Raw genomic sequence first — 21,208 nt, forward strand, 5'->3', positions numbered from 1 at the left:
TGCTGATGTGCTGATGTGCTGATGTGCTGATGTGCTGATGTGCTGATGTGCTGATGTGCTGATGTGCTGATGTGCTGATGTGCTGATGTGCTGATGTGCTGATGTGCTGATGTGCTGATGTGCTGATGTGCTGATGTGCTGATGTGCTGATGTGCTGATATGCCGATATGTTTATACGCTGATACGCCGATAGGTTGATGCCGATAGGTTTAATCCTCTTTACGTTTTAGGGCGAATACGCGCATTTGCGAATGGGCATATAGGCTTTAGATGCAGATAGTTGGTAGACTTAACCCCCTTCACGTGTTAGGGCGAATACGCGCATTTGCGAATGGGCATGGCTTTAGGTACAGATAGTTGGTAGGCTTAACCCTCTTTACGTTTTAGGGCGAATACGCGCATTTGCGAATGGGCATATAGGCAGATAGAAGATGGGAATATAGGCATATAGAGAAATAGGCTAATAAAAAATTATTCATTAATTTTGCGTTTATGACAGATATGATGAGAAAACTAGCCAATAGCGAATTAAATAGAATAAACCCGGACGAATTTAAAGACGCGACAAAAAGTCCTTTAATATTGGTTTTGGATGATATCAGAAGTTTACATAATATTGGTTCTGTATTTAGAACCAGTGATGCCTTTTTGATTGAGAAGATTTACTTATGTGGCATCACGGCAACGCCGCCAAATAAGGAAATACATAAAACCGCTTTAGGAGCTACCGAAACAGTTGCCTGGGAATATGCTACTGACGTAGTGGAGGTATTGGAAAAATTAAAAGCTGAAGGAGTTTCTTTACAAGCCGTAGAGCAAGTAGTGCATAGTGTGATGCTTAACGATTTTAAAATTATCCCTGAGCAGAAATATGCCTTGGTATTTGGAAATGAGGTTAAGGGTGTTTCTCAAAAAGCGATTGACTACTGTGATGGGGTCATAGAAATTCCGCAATTGGGAACCAAGCATTCGTTAAATATTTCGGTGAGTGCAGGGATTGTAGTTTGGGATTTGTTTCAGAAAATCAACGCGAGTTCATCTTCTGCTGAATAATATCCAAGATCGCAATATAATCTTCTTGACGATTTACAAAATCCATTTCGGAAATATCTATAATCAGAACCTTGTCTTGCGGCAGGGTTTTGGTATAATTAAAATAACCTTGATTGACCTTTTCTAAATAAGAAGCGGGGATTTCGCTTTCGTACGACCTTCCACGTTTTTTAATGTTTTCTAGTAAGCGACTGGTATTTTGATAAAGGTAGACATACATTCCCGGTTTTGGGGTTTCCTTGTACATGATTTCAAAAACCTGTTTATACAATCGAAACTCGTCGCTTTCCAGGGTTATTTGAGCAAAGATCAGTGATTTGAAAATGTGATAATCGGCAATAATGAATTCTTTAAATAAATCAAATTGAGCTAAATCATCAGCTAATTGAGAATACCTGTCGGCGAGGAACGACATTTCTAAGGGAAAAGCATAACGGGATGCATCCTCGTAAAATTTGGGTAAAAACGGATTGTCAGCGAATCCTTCGAGGATTAACTTGGCATTGAAATCTTCAGATATTTTGTGAACTAAGGTCGTCTTTCCCGCACCGATATTACCTTCAATCGCTATAAAATTGAGGTCTTGAAAACGGTAGCTCTGCAAGGGATGTTTAAGTGTTCCGACTTTTTTACATTCCGAGGGATCGCTGCATTCGCGTAAAAGTTCTACAAAGGACTTTTTGAAAATAGGATGAATCCATTCCAATTGTAAATCTACGATAGGTTGTAAAACAAAACGGCGTTCATGAAGCAGGCGATGAGGAACAGTTAGAAAATCAGATACTATCTGCTCTTCATTGAAAGCAATTACATCGATATCCATGGTGCGAGCACTATAGTTTTCAGAATGCGAACGTACTCTACCCAATTGTTCTTCAATTTTTAAAGTGTTTTCTAGCACAGTTTTTGCAGACAAGGAAGTATGGATCAACAAAGCACAATTGTAAAAAGCATCGCTATCAAATCCCCACGACGGCGTTTCGTATATGGGAGATATTCGAATAACAGTGCCTACTGATTTGTGAATCAGTTCGATGGATTGTTGAAGTAAGGAAGTGCGATCGCCTTGGTTACTACCAAGAGAAAGGATGATTTGATTCTGAATAAACATTTGGCAAATTAACTAAAAGTAATTTAATTTATAACACAATAAAAGTAACTAGTTTTGTGCAATATTTGTTCAACTTTGTAACAATGTTGTGGAATAGGCTACTAATAAACAAAAAGAAAGTTATATGAGATTTTTAAGAAATGTATTAGCGACGATCGTAGGATTGTTCGTTTTTTTTGGCATCCTTTTTTTTGGGATTATCCTGCTAGGAGCTGTTTTTGGCGGTAGTAGTGATAAGGTCATGATTAAAGATAATACGGTAATCAATTTAGATTTATCTAAGGTTAAATATGACTATGCAGGTCGTTTTAATTACAAAGACTTTAATTTTGTTGATAGCAATGCTGATGGAGTCTCAGATATCTTAAATGCGATAGAAGCGGCAAAGACCGATGATAAAATTAAAGGAATCTCTATTTTAAATAACTATTCTAATCTGGGTATGGCGCAACGACGTTCTGTTCGCGAGAAATTAGAAGAATTTAAAAAGAGTGGAAAATTTGTTTTGGCTTATGCCAATGCTTATTCGCAATCGGAATATTATATGAATTCGGTAGCGGATACGGTATATTTGAATCCGGTAGGAGAATTGGATTTTAAGGGATTGTCTGCTGAGGTTTTATATATGAAAGACTTGCAGGAAAAATCAGGTATTAAAATGGAGGTAATTCGCCATGGAAAATACAAAAGTGCAGTAGAGCCTTATTTGGAACAAAATATGAGCGAAGCCAATAGAGAGCAAACCACTGTATTGTTGGAGTCTATTTGGTCAACCATATTGGAAGACGTTGCTAAAAGTAGAAACATTCCAGTGGACTCCTTGAATAGTATTGCCGATAGATTAGGTGCGCGTACTCCTGAAATGGCAAAAGCCACTCACTTAGTAGATAAAGTAGTCTATGAAGATGAATACCATAATGCTATTAGAAAAGCGTTACAAGTTGAAAAAGACAAAGAGTATAATACCATTGATGTCGTGACTTATGCCAAGGAAATCGCGGCTAGAAAACAAGCCAATACTTCTAAAGATGTTATTGCTATAGTGTACGCACAAGGACAGATATTAAATGGAGAAGGTGGCGTTGATTATGTAGGGGAGATTTCGGTTAATCGCGCTTTGAAAAAAGCTCGTGAAGACGACAAGGTTAAAGCGATTGTCTTGAGAGTAAATAGTCCAGGGGGAAGTGCATTAACTTCAGATTTGATTTGGAGAGAAGTGGAGCTGACTAAAAAAGTAAAACCCGTTATCGTATCCATGGGTGATGTTGCTGCGTCTGGTGGGTATTATATTGCTTGTAATGGTGATTATATCTTTGCAGAACCGGGAACAATTACTGGATCAATCGGGGTTTTCGGTATGTTGCCTAATTTTAAGAAGGTGGCGGATAAATTTGGAATTAATGCTGAGCATGTATCGACGAATAAAAATTCTCGTGGATACAGCCCGTTTTCGGATATTGATCCTAATTATAAAGCCGTAGTTACAGAAGGAGTAGAAAATGTATACAAAACCTTTGTGACCCGTGTAGCTGCAGGGCGAAGAATGACTTTCGATCAAGTAGATCAAATTGCTCAAGGACGCGTATGGACCGGTAAAAATGCTGTTGAAAATGGACTTGTAGACGCATTAGGAGGATTGCACGATGCAATTGCTTATGCGGCTAAGAAAGTGGAGATCACGGAGTATAAAACTGTGAATTACCCAGAATATGAAGTCAAGTTTGAAGATATGATTCGTGGTTTTATTGGAGTTTCTATGTTGAAAACTCAAGACGAACTAATCAAGGAGAAAATTGGTGCGGAAGCTTTTGAAATGATTGAAAGATTAAATTATTTCAATAAGGCGGAAGGCATTCAAGCCATGTTGCCTTATGAGCTTACTATTAAATAAATAGGATTTAAAACTTAAACAAAAGCCACGGTTTCATCTTTTTGAAGCCGTGGTTTTTTTGTATAATTATGCTGAAATAGGTTTTGAGCTAAAAACTAAATGGATTAGCTGTTAAAATGCTGTGATTGTATCTAATTTAAGGTTTTATTAAGTGAATTAAATTTGATTTTTTATATTTTGCATAAAAGAGCTGTTGTTGCTGTTAAACAAGTACTGTGGCGACAGTATGTGTCATAAGTTATTTTAGGTGAATGCATCTTGTAGAGAGGCCTAAGCGCATTAATGTGAAAATTTTAAATAGATATGAAGAAGAAAGTATGGATCGTTGTTGCATCGATTGTCGGTTTTTTGTTGTTGTTTTTAGTAGGAGCCCCTTTTATTTTTAGAGGTAAAATAGAAAAGATGGTATTGGAAACCATCAACAAAAATCTAACCGCAGAGGTAGCCTATGACCAGGTGAATATCAGTTTGTTTAAAAACTTCCCTAAGGCGAGTGTATCCATTAGTGGTTTGACGATTATAAATCAGGCTCCTTTTGCTGGAGATACTTTGCTGTTTGCGGAGGCTATCGGTTTAAAAATGTCGGTGATGGAGTTATTTAATAGTGCGGATAAACCGATGAATATTGAGGGGGTTGATGTTTATAATGCTCGATTCAACGTATTGGTTAATGAGGCTGGAATAACAAACTATGATATCGCTATAAAAGATGAGGATCTCGACGATACCGAATCAACCGACGACAGTCCTTTCTCATTAGCTCTTAATCAGTATTCTTTGAATAATGTGACGGTGTTGTATACTGATTTAAGTTCTAAAATGAAAATGGTGATTTCGGAATTAAACCACTCGGGTAGTGGAAATTTAGCACAAAATATTCTGGATTTGGATACCCAATCTAATGCGAAGGTATCTTTTGTTAAAGACGGTACAAGCTTGTTGAATGGTGTCAACTTAGGGTTGAAAGCCGTTATAGGAATGGATTTAGATAAAAAAATATTTACTTTTAAAGAGAATGAAGCTACGATAAATCAATTGCCCTTAAAGTTTAATGGAACGGTGCAATTGTTTGATTATGGAGAGGAATATCATTTGGACTTTGCGACACCCGATTCGTCTTTTAAAAACTTCTTAGCACTGATACCAGAAGCTTATGCAGGGGATATCCAAAAAGTCAAAACAGAAGGGGAGTTTAGGGTGTCGGGAAAGATAAACGGACAATTAACCGAAACTGCTTTTCCTAAAATGGAAATTATCATGGCATCGGATAAGGCCTCTTTTCAATATCCCGACTTGCCAAAAGCGGTTCGCAATATTGTTCTTGACGCAAAAGTTATTAATGATACTGGTTTGATTAACGATACTTATGTATTGCTGAATAAACTAAATTTCCAAATTGACCAAGATATCTTTACAGCGGAAGCCAGTATTAGGAACATTATGGACAATGCCTTGGTTAATGCAAAATTAAACGGAATGGTCAACTTGGCTAATTTGAGTAAAGCTTATCCTATAAAATTGGATAAGCCGTTGACGGGTATTTTGAAAGCGGATGTACTCACGCAGTTCGATATGAAATCAGTTGAAGCCAATCAATATCAAAATATCAAAAATTCAGGTACGTTATCCTTGTCTAATTTCAATTATGAAACCGAGGAAATGGCCAAGCCGCTTCAGATAAAAGAAGCCGCTTTGACTTTCAATCCAAGTCAGGTTCATTTAAATCGTTTGGAATTAAAAACGGGTACTACTGATTTGTTGGCAACCGGGACCCTAGATAATTTTTATGGATTTCTATTTAGCAAACAAAACTTAAAGGGGAATTTTGCTTTACACTCCAATAATTTTGTGGTTTCCGATATCTTGAAAGCATCAGATGCTCCGGCGGTAAAAACAGAAACCAATGATAAAAAAGTAATAGCTACGAAAAAAGACCCATTAAAGATTCCTTCTTTTTTGGACTGCACCATAACGGCTGATGCTAAAACGGTTGTTTATGACGATTTGACTTTAAAAAATGTAGTGGGTAAATTGATTATTAAGGACGAAGCCGTACATTTTCAGAACATGAAAACAGATGTCTTTGACGGGCAAATAGCATTTAATGGAAATGTATCGACTAAAACGGCTGTGCCTACTTTTGATATGAATTTGGGGCTACAAGCTTTGGATATTGCCAAATCTTTCGGTCAAATTGATATGTTGAAGAGTATAGCGCCTATTGCTGGGGTTATCAATGGTAAGATCAATTCAAATATCAAGTTAAACGGTAAACTCGACGGTATGGAGTTGACGCCGATCATGAGTAGTTTGACCGGTGATTTACTGGGGCAACTACTATCGACTAAAATAGATGCCAATAACTCAAAACTGTTGACGGCTTTGGATAATAATTTGAAATTTGTCGATTTGAGCAAATTGAATTTAGACAATCTAAAAATGCATTTGGAATTAAAAGATGGTAAGGTAAAAGTCAATCCGTTTGATATTAAATATCAGGATATTAAAGTGGTTGTCGATGGAGAACACGGTTTGGATCAAAGTATCAATTACAAGTTGAATTTTGATGTACCGGCAAAATATTTGGGTAATGATGTTTCTGGAGTTTTATCTAAATTATCGGCTACAGATATGGCGGCTTTAAAAAATATTCCTATCCAAGTGGGATTAACTGGGGATTTTAGCAAACCTAAAATCACGACGGACTTAAATCAGGCGGTGACCAATCTGACCAATCAAATTGTTGCTAGCCAAAAAGATAAATTAATCAATCAAGGAACGAATGCGTTGAGTAACTTGCTAGGGGGAGGTAAAAAAGACTCTAATAGCGAGCCTAAAACCCCAGAGGAAACTCAAAAAGAGGCTAAAAAGGAAGAAACCATCAACAAAATTGGTGAGGGTTTAAAAGACTTGTTTGGTAAAAAGAAAAAGGAATAAGCTTTTTGATGTTCAAAATCCAGGTCAGTAAGGTTTAAGTATACATTTTATATTCAACAACAAAGCCGCAATTTACATTTGAGTTAACTGCGGCTTTGTTATTTTATTATGACAAAGAGGACAAGATGATTTTTCATCTACTATACTCACCTAATGGTTAGAATTAGTAGAATGGATTCATCTGCAAACATAAAGTCGCTAACGACTAATCACTGATTACTGATTACTGATCACTCGTTACTAGTTACTAACACCCAAGGTAACCACAAAACCTTCATAGGTTCGCACATTAAAAACGGTTCCGTCGTCAAAGAGTAAGTATTGTCCTTTAATCCCTTTAAGGACTCCTTCGAAGTAGGGTGTTTTTTCGAGGTTTAAACTTTTTAATTTAGTGGGATACTGAACTACAGGGTAATCCAATTCTAGGATTTCGTGTGGAGTATTATAGTAATACGGTTTTACTTCGTCGGGTAAAACCAATTCCAAGGAGTTTCTGATTGCTGCCAGATCAACTTCAACGATGTCGTTTTGCAGCATTTTGCGCCAATTGGTTTTATCGGTAAACTTGTCTTTTAATGCGATTTCTGTAATACCGGCTAAGTATCGATTGGGTACTTCTACGATTTCAATAGCTCGAGAAGCGCCTTGATCGATCCATCGGGTGGGAACTTGAGTTTTTCTGGTAACACCTACTTTTACATCGCTGGCAACGGCTAAATAAACCACATGAGGTTGAAGTTGAACTTTGGATTCGTATTCCAAATCGCGATCTTCTATGCCCAAATGTGCCGTACTCAATTCGGGCCGCATGATCCAGTCTCCTACGGCTGGGCTTGAGATAAAGCAGTCGTAACAAAATCCTTGACGAAATATTTTTTTGGATTTACCACAGTTTAAACACTGATATCCTTCGAAGTTTATCTTTAAATTTAATCCAATGAGTTGATTAACATTAATAAAACTTTTGTTTAATATTAAGAAATATTGGATGGGATTGCCCCACTCTGTGCGCATTTTATTTAGAACTCCTTCGTATTGCATAAAGAAAATTGTTACTTTTGGTAAAGTGGTAAAAATACGAAAAGTTTTTTTGGTTATCCGACAGTGGATTTAGCAATTTAAAGCGAGGTATTTTAATTAAATAAGAACATATGGCTTTCACAATTATCAATTCAATTGCATCTTGGATACTGAAGCAACGGATACATCAAATCGAGTTGTTTCTCAAATTTCCCAATGAAGTACAAAATGAATTGCTTTTAGATTTAATTAAAAGTAACGAACAGACGGTTTTTGGAAAAAAGTATGATTTCTCGACGATCAAGAGTTACGATAACTTTGCAAAGCGTGTACCGCTTTTTACTTATGAAGAATTAGAGCCTTATATTGAGCGTACCCGACGTGGTGAGCAGAATATATTGTGGTTTGAACCGGTTAAGTGGTTTGCCAAGTCAAGCGGGACTACCAATGCAAAGAGCAAGTTTATACCAGTTAGTAATGATGCCTTGGAGAATTGCCACTATAAAGCGGCCAAGGACTTGTTGTGTTTATACTTAAATAACAATGAAAACTCTCAACTTTTTACGGGTAAGAGTTTGAGGTTAGGTGGAAGCAAACAATTGTATGAAGACAACAATACTATATTTGGGGATTTATCGGCTATTTTAATAGACAATATGCCGTTTTGGGCGGAATTCAGCAGTACCCCTAGTAATAAAACTTCATTGATGAGCGAATGGGAAACCAAGATGAGTGCTATTGTCAAGGAAACTAAAGCCGAGAATGTAACGAGTTTTGCGGGAGTACCTTCTTGGATGTTGGTGTTGTTGAATCGAATTATCGAAGAGACAGGACGTGAAAATTTATTAGAACTTTGGCCTAATGCTGAGGTGTATTTTCATGGAGGTGTCAGTTTTGAACCCTATCGCGAACAATACAACAAACTGCTGCCAAGCTCAAATTTTAAATATTATGAAATCTACAATGCTTCAGAAGGATTCTTCGCAATTCAAGATCTAAATAATTCTAGCGATTTGTTGTTGATGTTGGATTATGGAATATTCTATGAGTTTATTCCGATGGCCACTTTTGGCACCTTAGAGCAACGCGTGCTTCCATTGGCAGAGGTAGAGCTGAATAAGAACTATGCGTTGGTAATAACCACTAATGCGGGCTTATGGCGCTATATTATAGGGGATACGGTTCGCTTTACGTCATTGTCCCCGTATCGCATTCGAATTACGGGCCGAACCAAACATCATATCAATGTTTTTGGCGAGGAATTAATGGTTGAAAATACCGATAGGGCTTTGGCTAAAACCTGCGAGCAAACTCAGGCAGAAGTTGCGGAATATACCGTGGCGCCGATTTTTATGAAAGACAAAGAAAAGGGAGCGCATGAATGGATGATAGAATTTCGAAAAGATCCAGAGGATGTCAATCGATTTGCAGTACTACTCGATAAAAACTTACAAGACTTAAATTCAGATTACGAGGCTAAACGAACCAACAATATGACTTTAAATCCGTTGGTGCTTAATATAGCACATCATAACTTATTTTACGACTGGCTTAAAAATCAAGATAAATTGGGAGGACAGCACAAAGTGCCAAGGCTTTCTAACGAGCGTAAATTTCTAGAAGAACTAAAATCCATGCAAGTTGGTATGGGTATAAAAAGCAAAAACCTCGCATAGCGAGGTTTTTTTATAAAAGAAAGGTCTAATTACTTAACTTCTTTTACTTCTTCTGTAGTAGTAGCAGCTTCTGGAGCAACAACTTCTTCAGTTACAACTTCTGGAGCAACTTCTTCAGTTACAACTTCTGGAGCAACAACTTCTTCTGTAGTAGCTTCAACTTCAACAGCAGGCTCTTTAGCAGTGTCTTTACATGATACAAAAGAAACACCCATCATAGCTACTAAAGCTACACTTAAAACAATTTTTTTCATCTTACTAAATTATAAAAGTTAATTATTAATTCTTGACAAAGATATGAATTTTTTGATATCCTAAATTATTTAGTGATTTTTTTTTAAAAAAAAATATCGCGTGTAAACAATTGGTTTTAAGCTCATTGAAAATTATTTTTTCTTAGGGTGCACTAAAGTCATCTCTTCGATCAAATGTTTAGCTCCCGCGTATTTGTCAATGACGAATAAAATGTATCTAACGTCGACCATTATATTACGACATATTGCAGGATCATAGTATATATCACTCATCGTTCCTTCCCAAACTCGATCGAAATTTAAGCCGATTAAGTTACCGTGAGCATCGATAGCTGGACTCCCAGAATTCCCCCCCGTCGTATGGTTTGTACCGATAAAGTTCACAGGTAGTTTACCATTTTCAGCATAAGGTCCGTAATCTTTTGCCTTATATAAGTCAATCAATTTTTGAGGAACATCAAATTCATAATCGTTGGGTACATATTTTTCCATAATACCATCTAAATACGTTACCGCATCGTAAGTGATAGCATCTTTAGGTGCATATCCATTTACTTTTCCATAGGTAACTCTTAAGGTACTATTGGCATCTGGGAAAATGCGTGCGTCTGGGTATAATTCCAATTGCGCTTTCATAAATTGGCGTTGCAACGCGGCGATCTCTAAATTCAAAGCATCATACTTAGGAGCGATATTATCGAAATAATTACGTGCCAAAGCTTTCGTGAAAATATATCCTTTGTCTTTATTCAACTTTTTAAATACTTCTTTAGCATCTCCTTTTAATAATTCTTTCAATCCGTCATAGCTAGAAAGTTTACTATCCTTATAGATGGATTGAGACAATTTCTGAACATCGATCTGTTTTAATTCATTCGGTAAGTATGCCTGTGGAGCTTTTTGACTATATAAGGCAACAATGGCTTCAAAAACTTTTTGATCTACATTTTTATTGAAGTTTTTATAAAAGTTTTCCTGTGCCTCAATAAAAGGAGCTCGTCTGTCATTAAAAGATTGTTCCCCTTTTGATAGATAGGCTTGTTCTAATTGGTATAATTTAAAGCCTGCTGTCAATAATTCGGTATTTCTCAAAACCACTTCCATAAAGTAATCGCGACTTACTGCATAAGGAGTGATCTCTTTATATAATTTTTCGAATTCTGGCAAGATTGCTCCATACGCTTCTTGTTTGTTGTTCTTGGCAACACGTTGAACAAAGTCTTTTTCGAAATCTTTTTTAATACTTACAGCATTTGATTTCTCCAAACCTTGACTTTCACCAATCCATTTTTTCCAATAATTTGCGATTCCAGCATATTTTGAAGCATATTGGATTTTAATCGCAGCATCCTTTCTCATAAATTCGTTGGTAACCTTTAATGAGGCATCTCTGATTTCAATCTTGGCAGGATTTAATTCCTTAAGGATTTGATCGATTGCAAATGAAGGTAAGTATTCCTGAGTCGTTCCTGGATAACCAAAAACCAACGTAAAATCATCTTCTTGAATTCCATCTAAGGAAATAGGCAAATAATGTTTTGGTTTATAAGGAACGTTGTCAGCAGCATAATCTGCTGGGCGATTGTTTTTGTCTGCATAGATACGAAACAATGAGAAATCACCAGTGTGTCTCGGCCATACCCAGTTATCCGTATCAGAACCAAATTTCCCAATAGAGGAAGGTGGTGCACCTACCAAACGAACATCTTTAAAGGTTTCTGTTACAAACAGTATATATTGATTGCCTTCATAAAATGATTTTATTTTGTTTTCTTCCCAAGCTTCTTTTGGAAAACTAAGAGTAGTTTTTGCAATGTTCTTTTCTATTTTGAGCTGTTTGTTTGCTTCGGTATCAGTATCTAAAACCCCTTGTAGAACTTGAGTCGTCACATCTTCAATCTTTACTATAAAAGTGACTACCAGATTTTTATTTGGTAATTCCTCTTGAAGTGATTTTGCCCAAAATCCATCGGCTAAATAATCGTTTTCAACCGACGAGTGCGACTGAATTTGTCCGTATCCACAGTGGTGGTTGGTCAATAAAAGTCCTTGTGGAGAAATTACTTCTGACGTACATCCTCCATTAAAATGGGGTACAGCGTCTTTTAAGCTGGAAGAGTTAACATCGTAAATATCAGATACGGACATTTTCATTCCGAGACTCTTCATTTCCGTTTCGTTCATTCCCTTTAGTAAGGAAGGAATCCACATACCGCCTTGTTGAGCGTAAATAGGACATACCAATAAAAGGATAAGCACTTTTAAAAGTTTCATACTCTTTGCAATCATAGTTTAAATTTTTACTGTTTTTATCAAAGCGGAAAGATACGATTTTTAATTAAAACGCATTTTTGACTGCTATAGCTTGGATCGAAGAGGTGTCGACCCGATTTACTTCTGGCGATTTTAGTAATAATAAGGACCTTGACCATTGTTGGCATCAATTATAAAATCCTTAAATTTGAGTATATATATAGGTGTTATGTTAAAGCGTGTATTTGTCTTATTAGTTGTGGGGGTCTTGTCTGTTTCTTGTGCTTATAAAACCACACAGTCGCAGCAGTTTTCAAAATTATTGGAAGTTCCCTCAATTGTTGAAAATAAAAATAATTATGAACTGATTTTAAAGCAGCCTCAAGATAGAAATCAGTTGATTTATTCGACCAATCCAATTAGGAGTCAGCAGCAGCAAAAGGAAGATTTTGTAATGAGGTTTTCCAAAAAACAAAGTCGGTTATTCGTCGGATTACAAGTGGCTGATTCGGATACCATTAAGTTGAGTAACCGTAGGATTTACTTAAAAAAGACTCCTAACTTTAGAGATATGGGAGGGATTAAAACACAGCAAGGAAAAACGATTGTTTGGGGCAAGATTTTTAGAAGCGGTCATTTGAATGGATTGAGCAAAGGCGAGATAAAAAAAGTTCAAGATCTAGGTATCGGTAGCATCGTAGACCTGAGAACGAGCGAAGAAACTAATAAAAAACCAGATCGATATCCCGATTCAACGAGGTATTTTAACTACAATGCTTTTGAACAAGAGCAAGATCAATTGATTAAAACGAGAAAAGCGGTTTTTAAGGGAACTATAAGTGCTGACGAGTCAATAGAGTTATTAAAGGCTTTTTACGGATATTATCCAACGGAAAACACCGAAATCATTAGTGAAATTATAAAAACCTTACTGGATCAAGATCACGCAGTATTGTTTCATTGTTCAGCGGGAAAAGATCGAACAGGGATGATAAGCGCACTGATTTTATCTATCTTAAAAGTGGATCGGGAAACGATTGATCAAGAATATTTATTGTCTAACAACTACCGACAAAAAAGCATTGAAAAGCAATTGCGTTGGATCCCTATAGGACGGTTGTTATATCCGTCCCTAAATCAGGAAGTGGTGGAGAACTTTTCTTGGATAAATACCGTTTATCTCCAAGCGGCTTTTGATCAAATCGATGTAAAATATGGTTCGATGGACCTCTATATAAAGCAAGCATTACATATTTCGGACAGTGAAAGGCAAGCTTATATCGATAAATTTACTTATTAATCGATAGCCTTTGTACACGGAGTTCTTAGCTCATGAGAGGCGGTCCTTTGTTTGTGAATCCTTATATTTGACAACGAAATTGGTTTTTGCATTAAAACCATCATGATCGCTTATAAGGTAACTCACACTATTTTAAAAATTAAAAGAATAAATCATGTATAAAATATTTTTTTCCGTTGTTGGAATTGGTTTTATAATGTCTTCATGCGGGCAACAACAACCTTTAGTTGCTGAAGGTAAAAGCATTGACTATCAAACCTATGCGCATTTAAGCAAAGCCAAAATCACGCATCTTACTTGGGATGTTGAAGCGGATTTTGATCAAAAGATCATTAAGGGGAGTGCCGCTTATGATTTTGAAAATCATCAAGCCAAAGAGATCTATTTTGATACCAGTCTGCTTACTATTGATTCGGTTTTATTGAATAATGGAAAAAAGACTACTTTCGAAGTGGGGGAGCTTGATGCGGTAAAAGGCAGGTCTTTAAAGGTAAATATTAGTCCCAAAGACAAAAAAGTAATTATTTATTACAAAACTTCACCAGAGGCCAGTGCTTTGCAATGGTTGGATCCCGAGCAAACACACGATAAAAAACACCCGTATTTACTAACACAAGGCCAGGCGATTTTAACGCGTTCTTATATTCCGATTCAAGATACTCCAAGTATTCGTATTACTTACGAGGCAACTGTACGGGTACCAAAAGGTTTGTTGGCTTTGATGAGTGCGATAAACCCCAAGGAAAAAACCGAGGATGGTGTTTATCACTTCAAAATGCCACAGGCTTTACCGCCCTATTTAATTGCTTTGGCAATCGGTGATTTGGAGTATCAGGCTATAGATCAGCGAACCGGAGTTTATGCTGAACCGACTCAACTAAAAGATGCGGCTTGGGAATTGGCAGATATGGGAAAAATGGTTACCGCTGCAGAAGGGCTCTATGGCGAATACCCTTGGGGACAATATGATGTGTTAATACTACCACCTAGTTTTCCATTTGGAGGCATGGAGAATCCACGGTTAACTTTCTCTACACCGACAATTTTGGTGGGAGATCGTTCCTTAACGAATCTAATAGCTCATGAATTGGCACATTCTTGGTCTGGTAATCTGGTAACTAATGCTACTTGGAACGACTTCTGGCTTAATGAGGGTTTTACCGTTTATTTTGAACGTCGCATTATGGAGGCACTAGAGGGAAAAGACTATGCAGATATGATTACTGTAATAGGGTATCAAGATTTGAAAACGAGTATGGAGATGTTGCCTGCAAATTTGACTTCTCTGTACATTGATCTGGACGGAATCAATCCTGATGATGCCTTTTCAGATGTGCCTTACGACAAGGGATATTTGTTTTTAAAAATGCTAGAGGATCGATATGGACGAGCGCAGTTTGACGTGTTTATTAAAAAGTATTTTAAAGAAAATGCGTTTAAAACGACCAATACCGAAGATTTTATTACCTATCTTAAAGACAATTTAACCAATGGAGAAGACGATTTTGTGCAAAATTGGGTTTATGATACCGGTTGGCCAAAAGGATTGGTAGTGCCTACATCAAGATTGTTTGAGTTGGTTGAAAAGCAATATGCAACAGATATCGTTCAAATTCAAAAAAGACAAGCGATTTCAGACAAGCTTCCACAATGGTCAACCAACGAATGGTTGCATTATATCCGTTTAATTGATGTAGCGGTTTTGACCAAGGAAGATTTGGCTTTGATCGATAAACGCTATCATTTTACGGACAGTAAAAATGCTGAGATACAATGTGCCTGGTATGAAAAGTCTTTTAGATTGAAGTATGAGAAAGTTAATGCGAACGCTAAAGCGTTTTTGACACAGGTGGGAAGACGGAAGTTTATCGAACCTCTGTATTTGGCGCTCAAGCAAACCAATCAAATGGACTTAGCACGTGATATTTATAAAGAGGCACGACCGAATTATCATTTTTTAGCGCGTCAAACCTTAGATGTTATGTTGGAAAATCCGAAATAATAATTTGAAACGCAAACAAAATTAAAGCGAATAGGTTTATATCTATTCGCTTTAATTTTAAACTGCATCCTCAACAAAAAACACGAGCTAAAATAATAAACGGCTTAAAAACACGTTTTACATATAAAGAACCAATGGTGATACCAGCTTGGTAAGAGGGTCTCGTAGAGCTATAATATAGATAGGAATAATAACTAATAAACTCAAACGAATAATACTAGAGACCTATGAAAAACTATTTTAAAATTACCGTGGCTATGGTAGCAATTTTTACCTTGGTTAGTTGTGCGAAAAAAACAAAAGCAACGGAATTAGAGGGCACGTGGGAGATTAGACATGTGGCTGGAATTCAAGTGGCAGGAGTGGATCCGAACTTCAAAGCGGGCAATGGTAACTTGCTGAAATTTCACGATGGAAATTTTGAAAAACATACCGATGGGGCGTTGGTGGATAAGGGGATATTTAGCTTAATTCCCGAAAGTGAGTCTATTAATAATAGCCAATCAAACTATGCTTTGGTGTTAAATGATAACGAAAAGCTAAGTATATTGCTGGATGATAAAAAATTAGTGGTTTTCAATGGTGTAGTCGCTGCCGATGGTACCGAAATAACCTACGAAAAACAAGAGTAATAGCACAAATAGTTTATATCTTTTTAAAACCTTTTAAAGTTCTTTTGAATTTTAAAAGGTTTTTTATTTTGCAGATAATTCAACAGAAAATACGGCTTGGATTATTTTTTCCGTAGCATTTTTATTTGATAATATAAAAGCACTGTTGATGCTGCCGAGTTGTTTTCTGTATTGGGGTTGAGAAAAAAGTTGATTTAAGGTTTCATGCAGTTCAGTGGCATTGTGAACCACCAAACAGCCTTTGCGTTCAATAAGGTCTTTGGCCTCTTGGAATTTTTTATAATTTGGACCGATTACTACGGGGATTCCAAAGGTAGCGGCTTCGAGTATATTGTGAATTCCAGCACCAAATCCGCCACCGATATAGGCAATATCTGCATAGCTATAGGTTTTTGTCAGTAAGCTGTAGGCATCAATGATTAAAACATCATATTCCGCAAGATTTTGATTAGTGATTTGAGAATATAGGATTACTGATTTTTGGAGTTGCTGTTGTAATTTGGCAGTCAAATCGGGTTTGATATTGTGTGGTGCAAAGATAAACTTCATGTCTTTGCTGGCTTTGTGATTGATAAAATCTACGAGCAGTTCTTCATCCTTTGGCCAAGAGCTCCCCGCTACTAATAAGGTTTTGTTGGCTTTAAATGCAGCGACGAAATCCAGGGTATTATCCTGTTCTAATATCTGGGCTACTCGGTCAAAGCGGGTGTCACCAGTTACTATAGCATCATGTCCTAATTGCGTTAAAAGTTCTTTAGAACCTTCGTTTTGAACAAAAAAATAAGTGAAGGCTGTTAGTGCCTTTCTGTAGAACGATCCATACCACTTAAAAAATACTTGGTCGGGTCTGAGTATTCCAGAAACTAAATAAGTTTCGATGTTTTGTTTCTTTAATTCGTTTAAGTAATTCGGCCAATACTCATATTTTATAAAGAAAACCTTATCGGGATGTGCGAGAGTTAAAAAACGTTTCGCATTGCTGATCGTGTCCATAGGTAAATATAGGGTGACATCGGCCGGAGTGTTGTTTTTTTTGACTTCATAACCCGAAGGAGAGAAAAAGGTCAAGATAATTTTGTGTTGTGGGAACAATTGTTTTAAACGCTCTATCAGGGGGAGTCCTTGTTCGTATTCGCCTAGTGAAGCAGCATGAATCCAAAAGGTACGGTCTGTGGGTTTGATTTCGCGGCTTAATAGGGTGAACGAATTTTTCCGTCCTTCTACAAAAAAATGAATTTTTTTATTGAAGAGCGCAACAAATTTTAAGCTCAGATTAACAAGCTGTGTAAAGAGATTATATATGAAAAACATGTTGCTATTTTTGTGAGGCTAAAATACGTTTCTTTTGATTAAGAATAGGAGATAGACACAATAAATTATTACTTTTGTAGTGCTTATTAAGAGTAAAACGAAACGACTTTTTAAAGCGTATTTTCTTGTAAATACCCTAGTTAAGAGGTCTTCAAAAATACAATAAATCATGAGAAAAATTCAAATGGTTGACTTAAAGAGTCAATATGAGGGAATCAAAGATGCGGTAAATGTGGGGATTCAAGAGATCTTAGAGAACTCCACCTATATCAATGGGCCAGAAGTTCATCGTTTTCAAGCTAATTTAGAACAATATTTAGGAGTTAAAAATGTGATCCCTTGTGCTAACGGTACAGATGCTTTGCAGATTGCTATGATGGCTCTTGGGCTTAAACCCGGTGATGAGGTAATTACTGCCGACTTTACTTTTGCAGCTACAGTAGAAGTTATTGCCTTATTACAACTAACACCAGTATTGGTGGATGTAGATCCGGCGACTTTCAATATTTCCGTTGAAGCGATTAGAAAGGCGATTACGCCAAAAACCAAGGCAATTGTTCCTGTACATCTTTTTGGACAAGTAGCCCCTATGGAAGAAATCATGAATTTAGCTAAAGAACATGGTTTATATGTGATTGAAGATGATGCGCAGGGTATTGGAGCTGATTACACATTTTCAGACGGAACGGTGAAAAAAGCTGGTAGTATTGGACACGTTGCTGCAACTTCATTTTTCCCTTCGAAAAATTTAGGTTGTTATGGCGACGGTGGAGCAATTTTTACGAATGATGATGAGCTAGCTCATACCATTAGAGGGATCGTTAATCACGGTATGTATGAAAGATATCATCATGATGTAGTAGGGGTGAATTCGAGATTAGATAGTATACAAGCAGCTGTGTTAAATGTGAAATTACCGAAATTGGATGCCTATAATGTGGCTCGTAAAAACGCAGCTAAGAAATATAGTAGTGCTTTAGCCAATCATTCTAATATTATAACACCTGTTTTCTCGGAAGTAGAAAATAGCCATGTTTTTCATCAATATACCTTAAGAATCGTCGATGCTGATAGAAATGCTTTAATGCAGCATTTACAGTCTTTGGAGATTCCATGTGCCATCTATTACCCAATTCCTTTACACAAACAAAAAGCATATATAGATGTAAGGTATAAAGAAGAGGATTTTCCGATAACCAATCAGTTGGTTGAAGAGGTGTTGTCGCTGCCGATGCATTCTGAGTTAGATGATGATCAAATTGAATTTATTACGAGTTCCATTTTGGCGTTTTTAAAGAAATAATTATACAGCATAGGCGAAATGAGTTATCTTTCGCCTATGCTTTTTATATAAAATAAAGAACTACAACGCTTCGCTGAAAAAAGTATTTATTAGAAAAAGTATACTGTTGACGTTAAGTCGAGTGCCATCTTTAATAAAATTATATTCGAAATATGAAAATACTAGTAACAGGAGGCCTTGGTTTTATTGGATCTCATACCGTAGTAGAATTACAGGCTCAAGGATACGATGTTGTTGTTGTGGATAATTTATCCAATTCGACTTTAGAAGTGTTGCAGGGCATCGAAGCGATTTCAGGCATTAAACCTGCTTTTGAAAATGTGGATTTGCGAGATAAGTCTGCGATACAAAGATTCTTTAGTGCCTATACCGACATCAAGGGGGTTATTCATTTTGCAGCGTCTAAGGCTGTAGGAGAAAGTATTGAAAATCCGCTGTTGTATTATGAAAATAATTTATCGTCTTTGATTTATCTTTTGCAGCAATTGCAAGAGAAATCTGAAGTAAGTTTTATTTTTAGTTCGTCATGTACGGTTTATGGCCAAGCCGAATATATGCCTATTACAGAAAATGCTCCGATACAAGAAGCCTTTTCTCCTTATGGAAATACCAAGCAAATCGGTGAGGAAATCATTAGAGATGTAGCGAAGGTATCGGGAATTAATGCTATTTTATTGAGGTATTTTAATCCGATTGGGGCACATGAATCTAATATGATAGGGGAGCTGCCAATAGGTATCCCGCAAAATTTAGTGCCATTTATCACGCAAACCGCTATGGGGATCCGTCAGCAGTTGTCTGTTTTTGGTAACGATTACGATACTGTGGACGGCACTTGTGTCAGAGATTACATTCATGTAGTTGATTTAGCGCAAGCACATGTAGTGGCTTTAAAACGACTTTTAGAGGGTGCTAATGAAGACAAAGTTGAGGTGTATAACGTGGGTACAGGTAAGGGGAGTTCTGTGCTGGAAGTCATTAACGCTTTCGAAAAAGTATCTCAACAAAAATTGCCGTATCAAATCGTAGCACGAAGAGAAGGAGATATCACTGAAGCCTTTGCCAATACCGATAAAGTCTATGAGAAATTAGGGTGGAAGGCATCAAAAACGCTGGAAGAATCACTGTTAAGTGCTTGGATTTGGGAAAATAAAATCCGGTCAAAATAAAGTATAAATTTTAAAAAGCCCCGAAAAGTGAATCTTTCGGGGCTTTTTTTTTATGATGGATCGGTAAACTTATTTGCGATAAAGGAAATCGTTGCACAAGCCAATAAGGCTACCGCCATAACGATCATGGAACCGTTGCTAAAGTGGTTGATCAGCAAAGACGTGAAAAAGGTAAAGGCGAGTTGTGAAGCGCCATATAGTGCTGATGCTGTTCCAGAGGTCTCTTTAAATGGACGTAACGCCAGTGCTGTAGCTGTTGGGAATAACATGCCTAGTGGTACAATAAAGAAGAACAACGCGATCAGTTGGTTATAGATGGAAAAATTCATCTGTAAAAAGAGAATTAACAAGCTAGCACAACCCACTTGTATCGTCGCTGCTATAAAGATAATTCGTTTTGGACTTAGCCTTTTCTGTAGCACGGTTGAGGTTAAAAAAGACCCGAGCATAAGACCTATTGAATTAATTCCAAATACCACGCTAAATGCATCACCACTAAGTCCTCCTGCTTCCATAATTAATATCGGTGCGTTAGAGATATACAGCATCAAACTACTGAATGCCAGACTGCCAATTATGGTATAGATCAAAAAACTTCGATGTTGAAACAATTGTCTATAAATGGCGAGATGAGCAGTTTTAGTATTTTCGCTACGGACTGCTTCTGGATGTTCTTGAAGAAAAAGCGCAGTCATAATAAAACCGATAAGTCCAAAAAACAGCATGGCTAAGAACAAATAATTCCACGTAAAACTCTTTAGTATTTCATTGCCAATAATCGGGCCTACTATAGGGGCAATTCCTCCGATTAAGGCTAGTATACTGTAGATTTTCAAAGTTTGTTCTCGATCAAATCTTTTGTTGACTATGGCTCGAGCGATGACCAATCCACCGCTGCTCCCCAAGGCTTGCAAAAAGCGCAATGCCCATAGGTACTCTATTTGTTCCACAGTAGTACACAGGTAACTTGCAATCATAAAAAGGCTGAGGGAGATGAGTATGGGTTTTCTGCTGCCATAAGTATCTGACAAAGGACCCCAAAATAACTGTCCCACCGCTAAGCCTCCTAAGAAGCAGGATAAGGAGATCTGGATGTTGCTGATAGAAGTGTTTAAATCGTCGGCTAATGTAGGAAAAGCGGGAAGATACATATCAATGGATAATGGACCAAGAGCGGTTAAACTCGCTAATACAAAAACCAGTAACCAATGTTTTGCGCTAAGATTTTTCAAATTTTATCTTTATGTTATAAAAAATCCCTGCGATAGCAAGGATTTTTAAAGTGTTTATATATCG

Annotated in this window: 15 protein-coding genes; 9 read left to right on the top strand and 6 right to left on the bottom strand. The window is 36.9% G+C overall.

All coding sequences use genetic code 11. The features are described from left to right. The first annotated feature begins 504 nt into the window (after positions 1-504). A complete protein-coding gene (locus L1275_RS13000) occupies positions 505-1,053 on the top strand; it encodes an RNA methyltransferase (protein ID WP_253474293.1) in 549 nt (182 codons plus the stop codon). On the opposite strand, the gene folK is transcribed toward L1275_RS13000, so the two are convergent. Beyond that, positions 1,025-2,164: a 2-amino-4-hydroxy-6-hydroxymethyldihydropteridine diphosphokinase gene (gene folK, locus L1275_RS13005; RefSeq protein ID WP_253474080.1), complete on the bottom strand. Its 1,140-nt coding sequence runs from the start codon at positions 2,162-2,164 to the stop codon at positions 1,025-1,027. The two genes, L1275_RS13000 and folK, sit on opposite strands and share 29 nt — an antisense overlap. Positions 2,165-2,288: 124 nt before the next feature. Here folK and sppA point away from each other — a divergent pair, with 124 nt between their 5' ends. Beyond that, positions 2,289-4,055, top strand: coding sequence for a signal peptide peptidase SppA (gene sppA, locus L1275_RS13010; RefSeq protein ID WP_253474083.1), 1,767 nt, complete (start codon positions 2,289-2,291; stop codon positions 4,053-4,055). 303 nt (positions 4,056-4,358) lie between these two features. Beyond that, positions 4,359-6,992, top strand: coding sequence for an AsmA-like C-terminal region-containing protein (locus tag L1275_RS13015; protein ID WP_253474086.1), 2,634 nt, complete (start codon positions 4,359-4,361; stop codon positions 6,990-6,992). Between the two features lie 240 nt (positions 6,993-7,232). On the opposite strand, the gene L1275_RS13020 is transcribed toward L1275_RS13015, so the two are convergent. Further along, positions 7,233-8,033: a DUF2797 domain-containing protein gene (locus L1275_RS13020; protein WP_253474089.1), complete on the bottom strand. Its 801-nt coding sequence runs from the start codon at positions 8,031-8,033 to the stop codon at positions 7,233-7,235. Positions 8,034-8,143: 110 nt separating this feature from the next. Between L1275_RS13020 and L1275_RS13025 the strand changes: the two genes are divergently transcribed. Continuing rightward, entirely contained in the window at positions 8,144-9,688 is a 1,545-nt protein-coding gene (locus L1275_RS13025) for a GH3 auxin-responsive promoter family protein (RefSeq protein ID WP_253474092.1), read from the top strand. A gap of 29 nt (positions 9,689-9,717) precedes the next feature. On the opposite strand, the gene L1275_RS13030 is transcribed toward L1275_RS13025, so the two are convergent. Both L1275_RS13030 and L1275_RS13035 read right to left on the bottom strand, forming a co-directional pair. Then, complete coding sequence (locus L1275_RS13030) at positions 9,718-9,942, bottom strand: hypothetical protein (RefSeq protein ID WP_253474095.1); 225 nt, start codon at positions 9,940-9,942, stop codon at positions 9,718-9,720. A gap of 132 nt (positions 9,943-10,074) precedes the next feature. Beyond that, complete coding sequence (locus L1275_RS13035; RefSeq protein WP_253474296.1) at positions 10,075-12,216, bottom strand: S46 family peptidase; 2,142 nt, start codon at positions 12,214-12,216, stop codon at positions 10,075-10,077. Between the two features lie 187 nt (positions 12,217-12,403). Between L1275_RS13035 and L1275_RS13040 the strand changes: the two genes are divergently transcribed. The 3 genes from L1275_RS13040 (at position 12,404) to L1275_RS13050 (ending at position 16,129) form a co-directional block, all read left to right on the top strand. Then, a complete protein-coding gene (locus tag L1275_RS13040) occupies positions 12,404-13,495 on the top strand; it encodes a tyrosine-protein phosphatase (RefSeq protein ID WP_253474098.1) in 1,092 nt (363 codons plus the stop codon). A 154-nt stretch (positions 13,496-13,649) separates the two neighbouring features. Further along, entirely contained in the window at positions 13,650-15,497 is a 1,848-nt protein-coding gene (locus L1275_RS13045) for a M1 family metallopeptidase (protein ID WP_253474101.1), read from the top strand. 227 nt (positions 15,498-15,724) lie between these two features. Next, a complete protein-coding gene (locus L1275_RS13050; protein ID WP_253474103.1) occupies positions 15,725-16,129 on the top strand; it encodes a hypothetical protein in 405 nt (134 codons plus the stop codon). Between the two features lie 63 nt (positions 16,130-16,192). On the opposite strand, the gene L1275_RS13055 is transcribed toward L1275_RS13050, so the two are convergent. Next, complete coding sequence (locus L1275_RS13055) at positions 16,193-17,440, bottom strand: 3-deoxy-D-manno-octulosonic acid transferase (protein ID WP_253474106.1); 1,248 nt, start codon at positions 17,438-17,440, stop codon at positions 16,193-16,195. 169 nt (positions 17,441-17,609) lie between these two features. On the opposite strand from L1275_RS13055, the gene L1275_RS13060 reads away from it, so the two are divergent. Then, complete coding sequence (locus tag L1275_RS13060) at positions 17,610-18,743, top strand: DegT/DnrJ/EryC1/StrS aminotransferase family protein (protein WP_253474109.1); 1,134 nt, start codon at positions 17,610-17,612, stop codon at positions 18,741-18,743. Between the two features lie 152 nt (positions 18,744-18,895). After that, the gene (gene galE, locus L1275_RS13065) at positions 18,896-19,912 is read left to right on the top strand and encodes a UDP-glucose 4-epimerase GalE (protein ID WP_253474112.1); all 1,017 of its coding nucleotides are present in this window, start codon (positions 18,896-18,898) and stop codon (positions 19,910-19,912) included. Between the two features lie 50 nt (positions 19,913-19,962). Here galE and L1275_RS13070 read toward each other — a convergent pair whose 3' ends face one another. Next, a complete protein-coding gene (locus tag L1275_RS13070; RefSeq protein ID WP_253474115.1) occupies positions 19,963-21,144 on the bottom strand; it encodes a multidrug effflux MFS transporter in 1,182 nt (393 codons plus the stop codon). Between the last annotated feature and the right edge of the window lie 64 nt (positions 21,145-21,208).

The sequence above is a fragment of the Flavobacterium sp. HSC-61S13 genome (assembly GCF_024171535.1).
Lineage (GTDB): Bacteria > Bacteroidota > Bacteroidia > Flavobacteriales > Flavobacteriaceae > Flavobacterium.

Bases quoted from the DNA above. Each gene is read 5' to 3' on its own strand.
- L1275_RS13000 (WP_253474293.1), top strand. From the start codon at position 505: ATGAGAAAACTAGCCAATAGCGAATTAAATAGAATAAACCCGGACGAA.
- folK (WP_253474080.1), bottom strand. From the start codon at position 2,164: ATGTTTATTCAGAATCAAATCATCCTTTCTCTTGGTAGTAACCAAGGC.
- sppA (WP_253474083.1), top strand. From the start codon at position 2,289: ATGAGATTTTTAAGAAATGTATTAGCGACGATCGTAGGATTGTTCGTT.
- L1275_RS13015 (WP_253474086.1), top strand. From the start codon at position 4,359: ATGAAGAAGAAAGTATGGATCGTTGTTGCATCGATTGTCGGTTTTTTG.
- L1275_RS13020 (WP_253474089.1), bottom strand. From the start codon at position 8,033: ATGCAATACGAAGGAGTTCTAAATAAAATGCGCACAGAGTGGGGCAAT.
- L1275_RS13025 (WP_253474092.1), top strand. From the start codon at position 8,144: ATGGCTTTCACAATTATCAATTCAATTGCATCTTGGATACTGAAGCAA.
- L1275_RS13030 (WP_253474095.1), bottom strand. From the start codon at position 9,942: ATGAAAAAAATTGTTTTAAGTGTAGCTTTAGTAGCTATGATGGGTGTT.
- L1275_RS13035 (WP_253474296.1), bottom strand. From the start codon at position 12,216: ATGAAACTTTTAAAAGTGCTTATCCTTTTATTGGTATGTCCTATTTAC.
- L1275_RS13045 (WP_253474101.1), top strand. From the start codon at position 13,650: ATGTATAAAATATTTTTTTCCGTTGTTGGAATTGGTTTTATAATGTCT.
- L1275_RS13050 (WP_253474103.1), top strand. From the start codon at position 15,725: ATGAAAAACTATTTTAAAATTACCGTGGCTATGGTAGCAATTTTTACC.
- L1275_RS13055 (WP_253474106.1), bottom strand. From the start codon at position 17,440: ATGTTTTTCATATATAATCTCTTTACACAGCTTGTTAATCTGAGCTTA.
- L1275_RS13060 (WP_253474109.1), top strand. From the start codon at position 17,610: ATGAGAAAAATTCAAATGGTTGACTTAAAGAGTCAATATGAGGGAATC.
- galE (WP_253474112.1), top strand. From the start codon at position 18,896: ATGAAAATACTAGTAACAGGAGGCCTTGGTTTTATTGGATCTCATACC.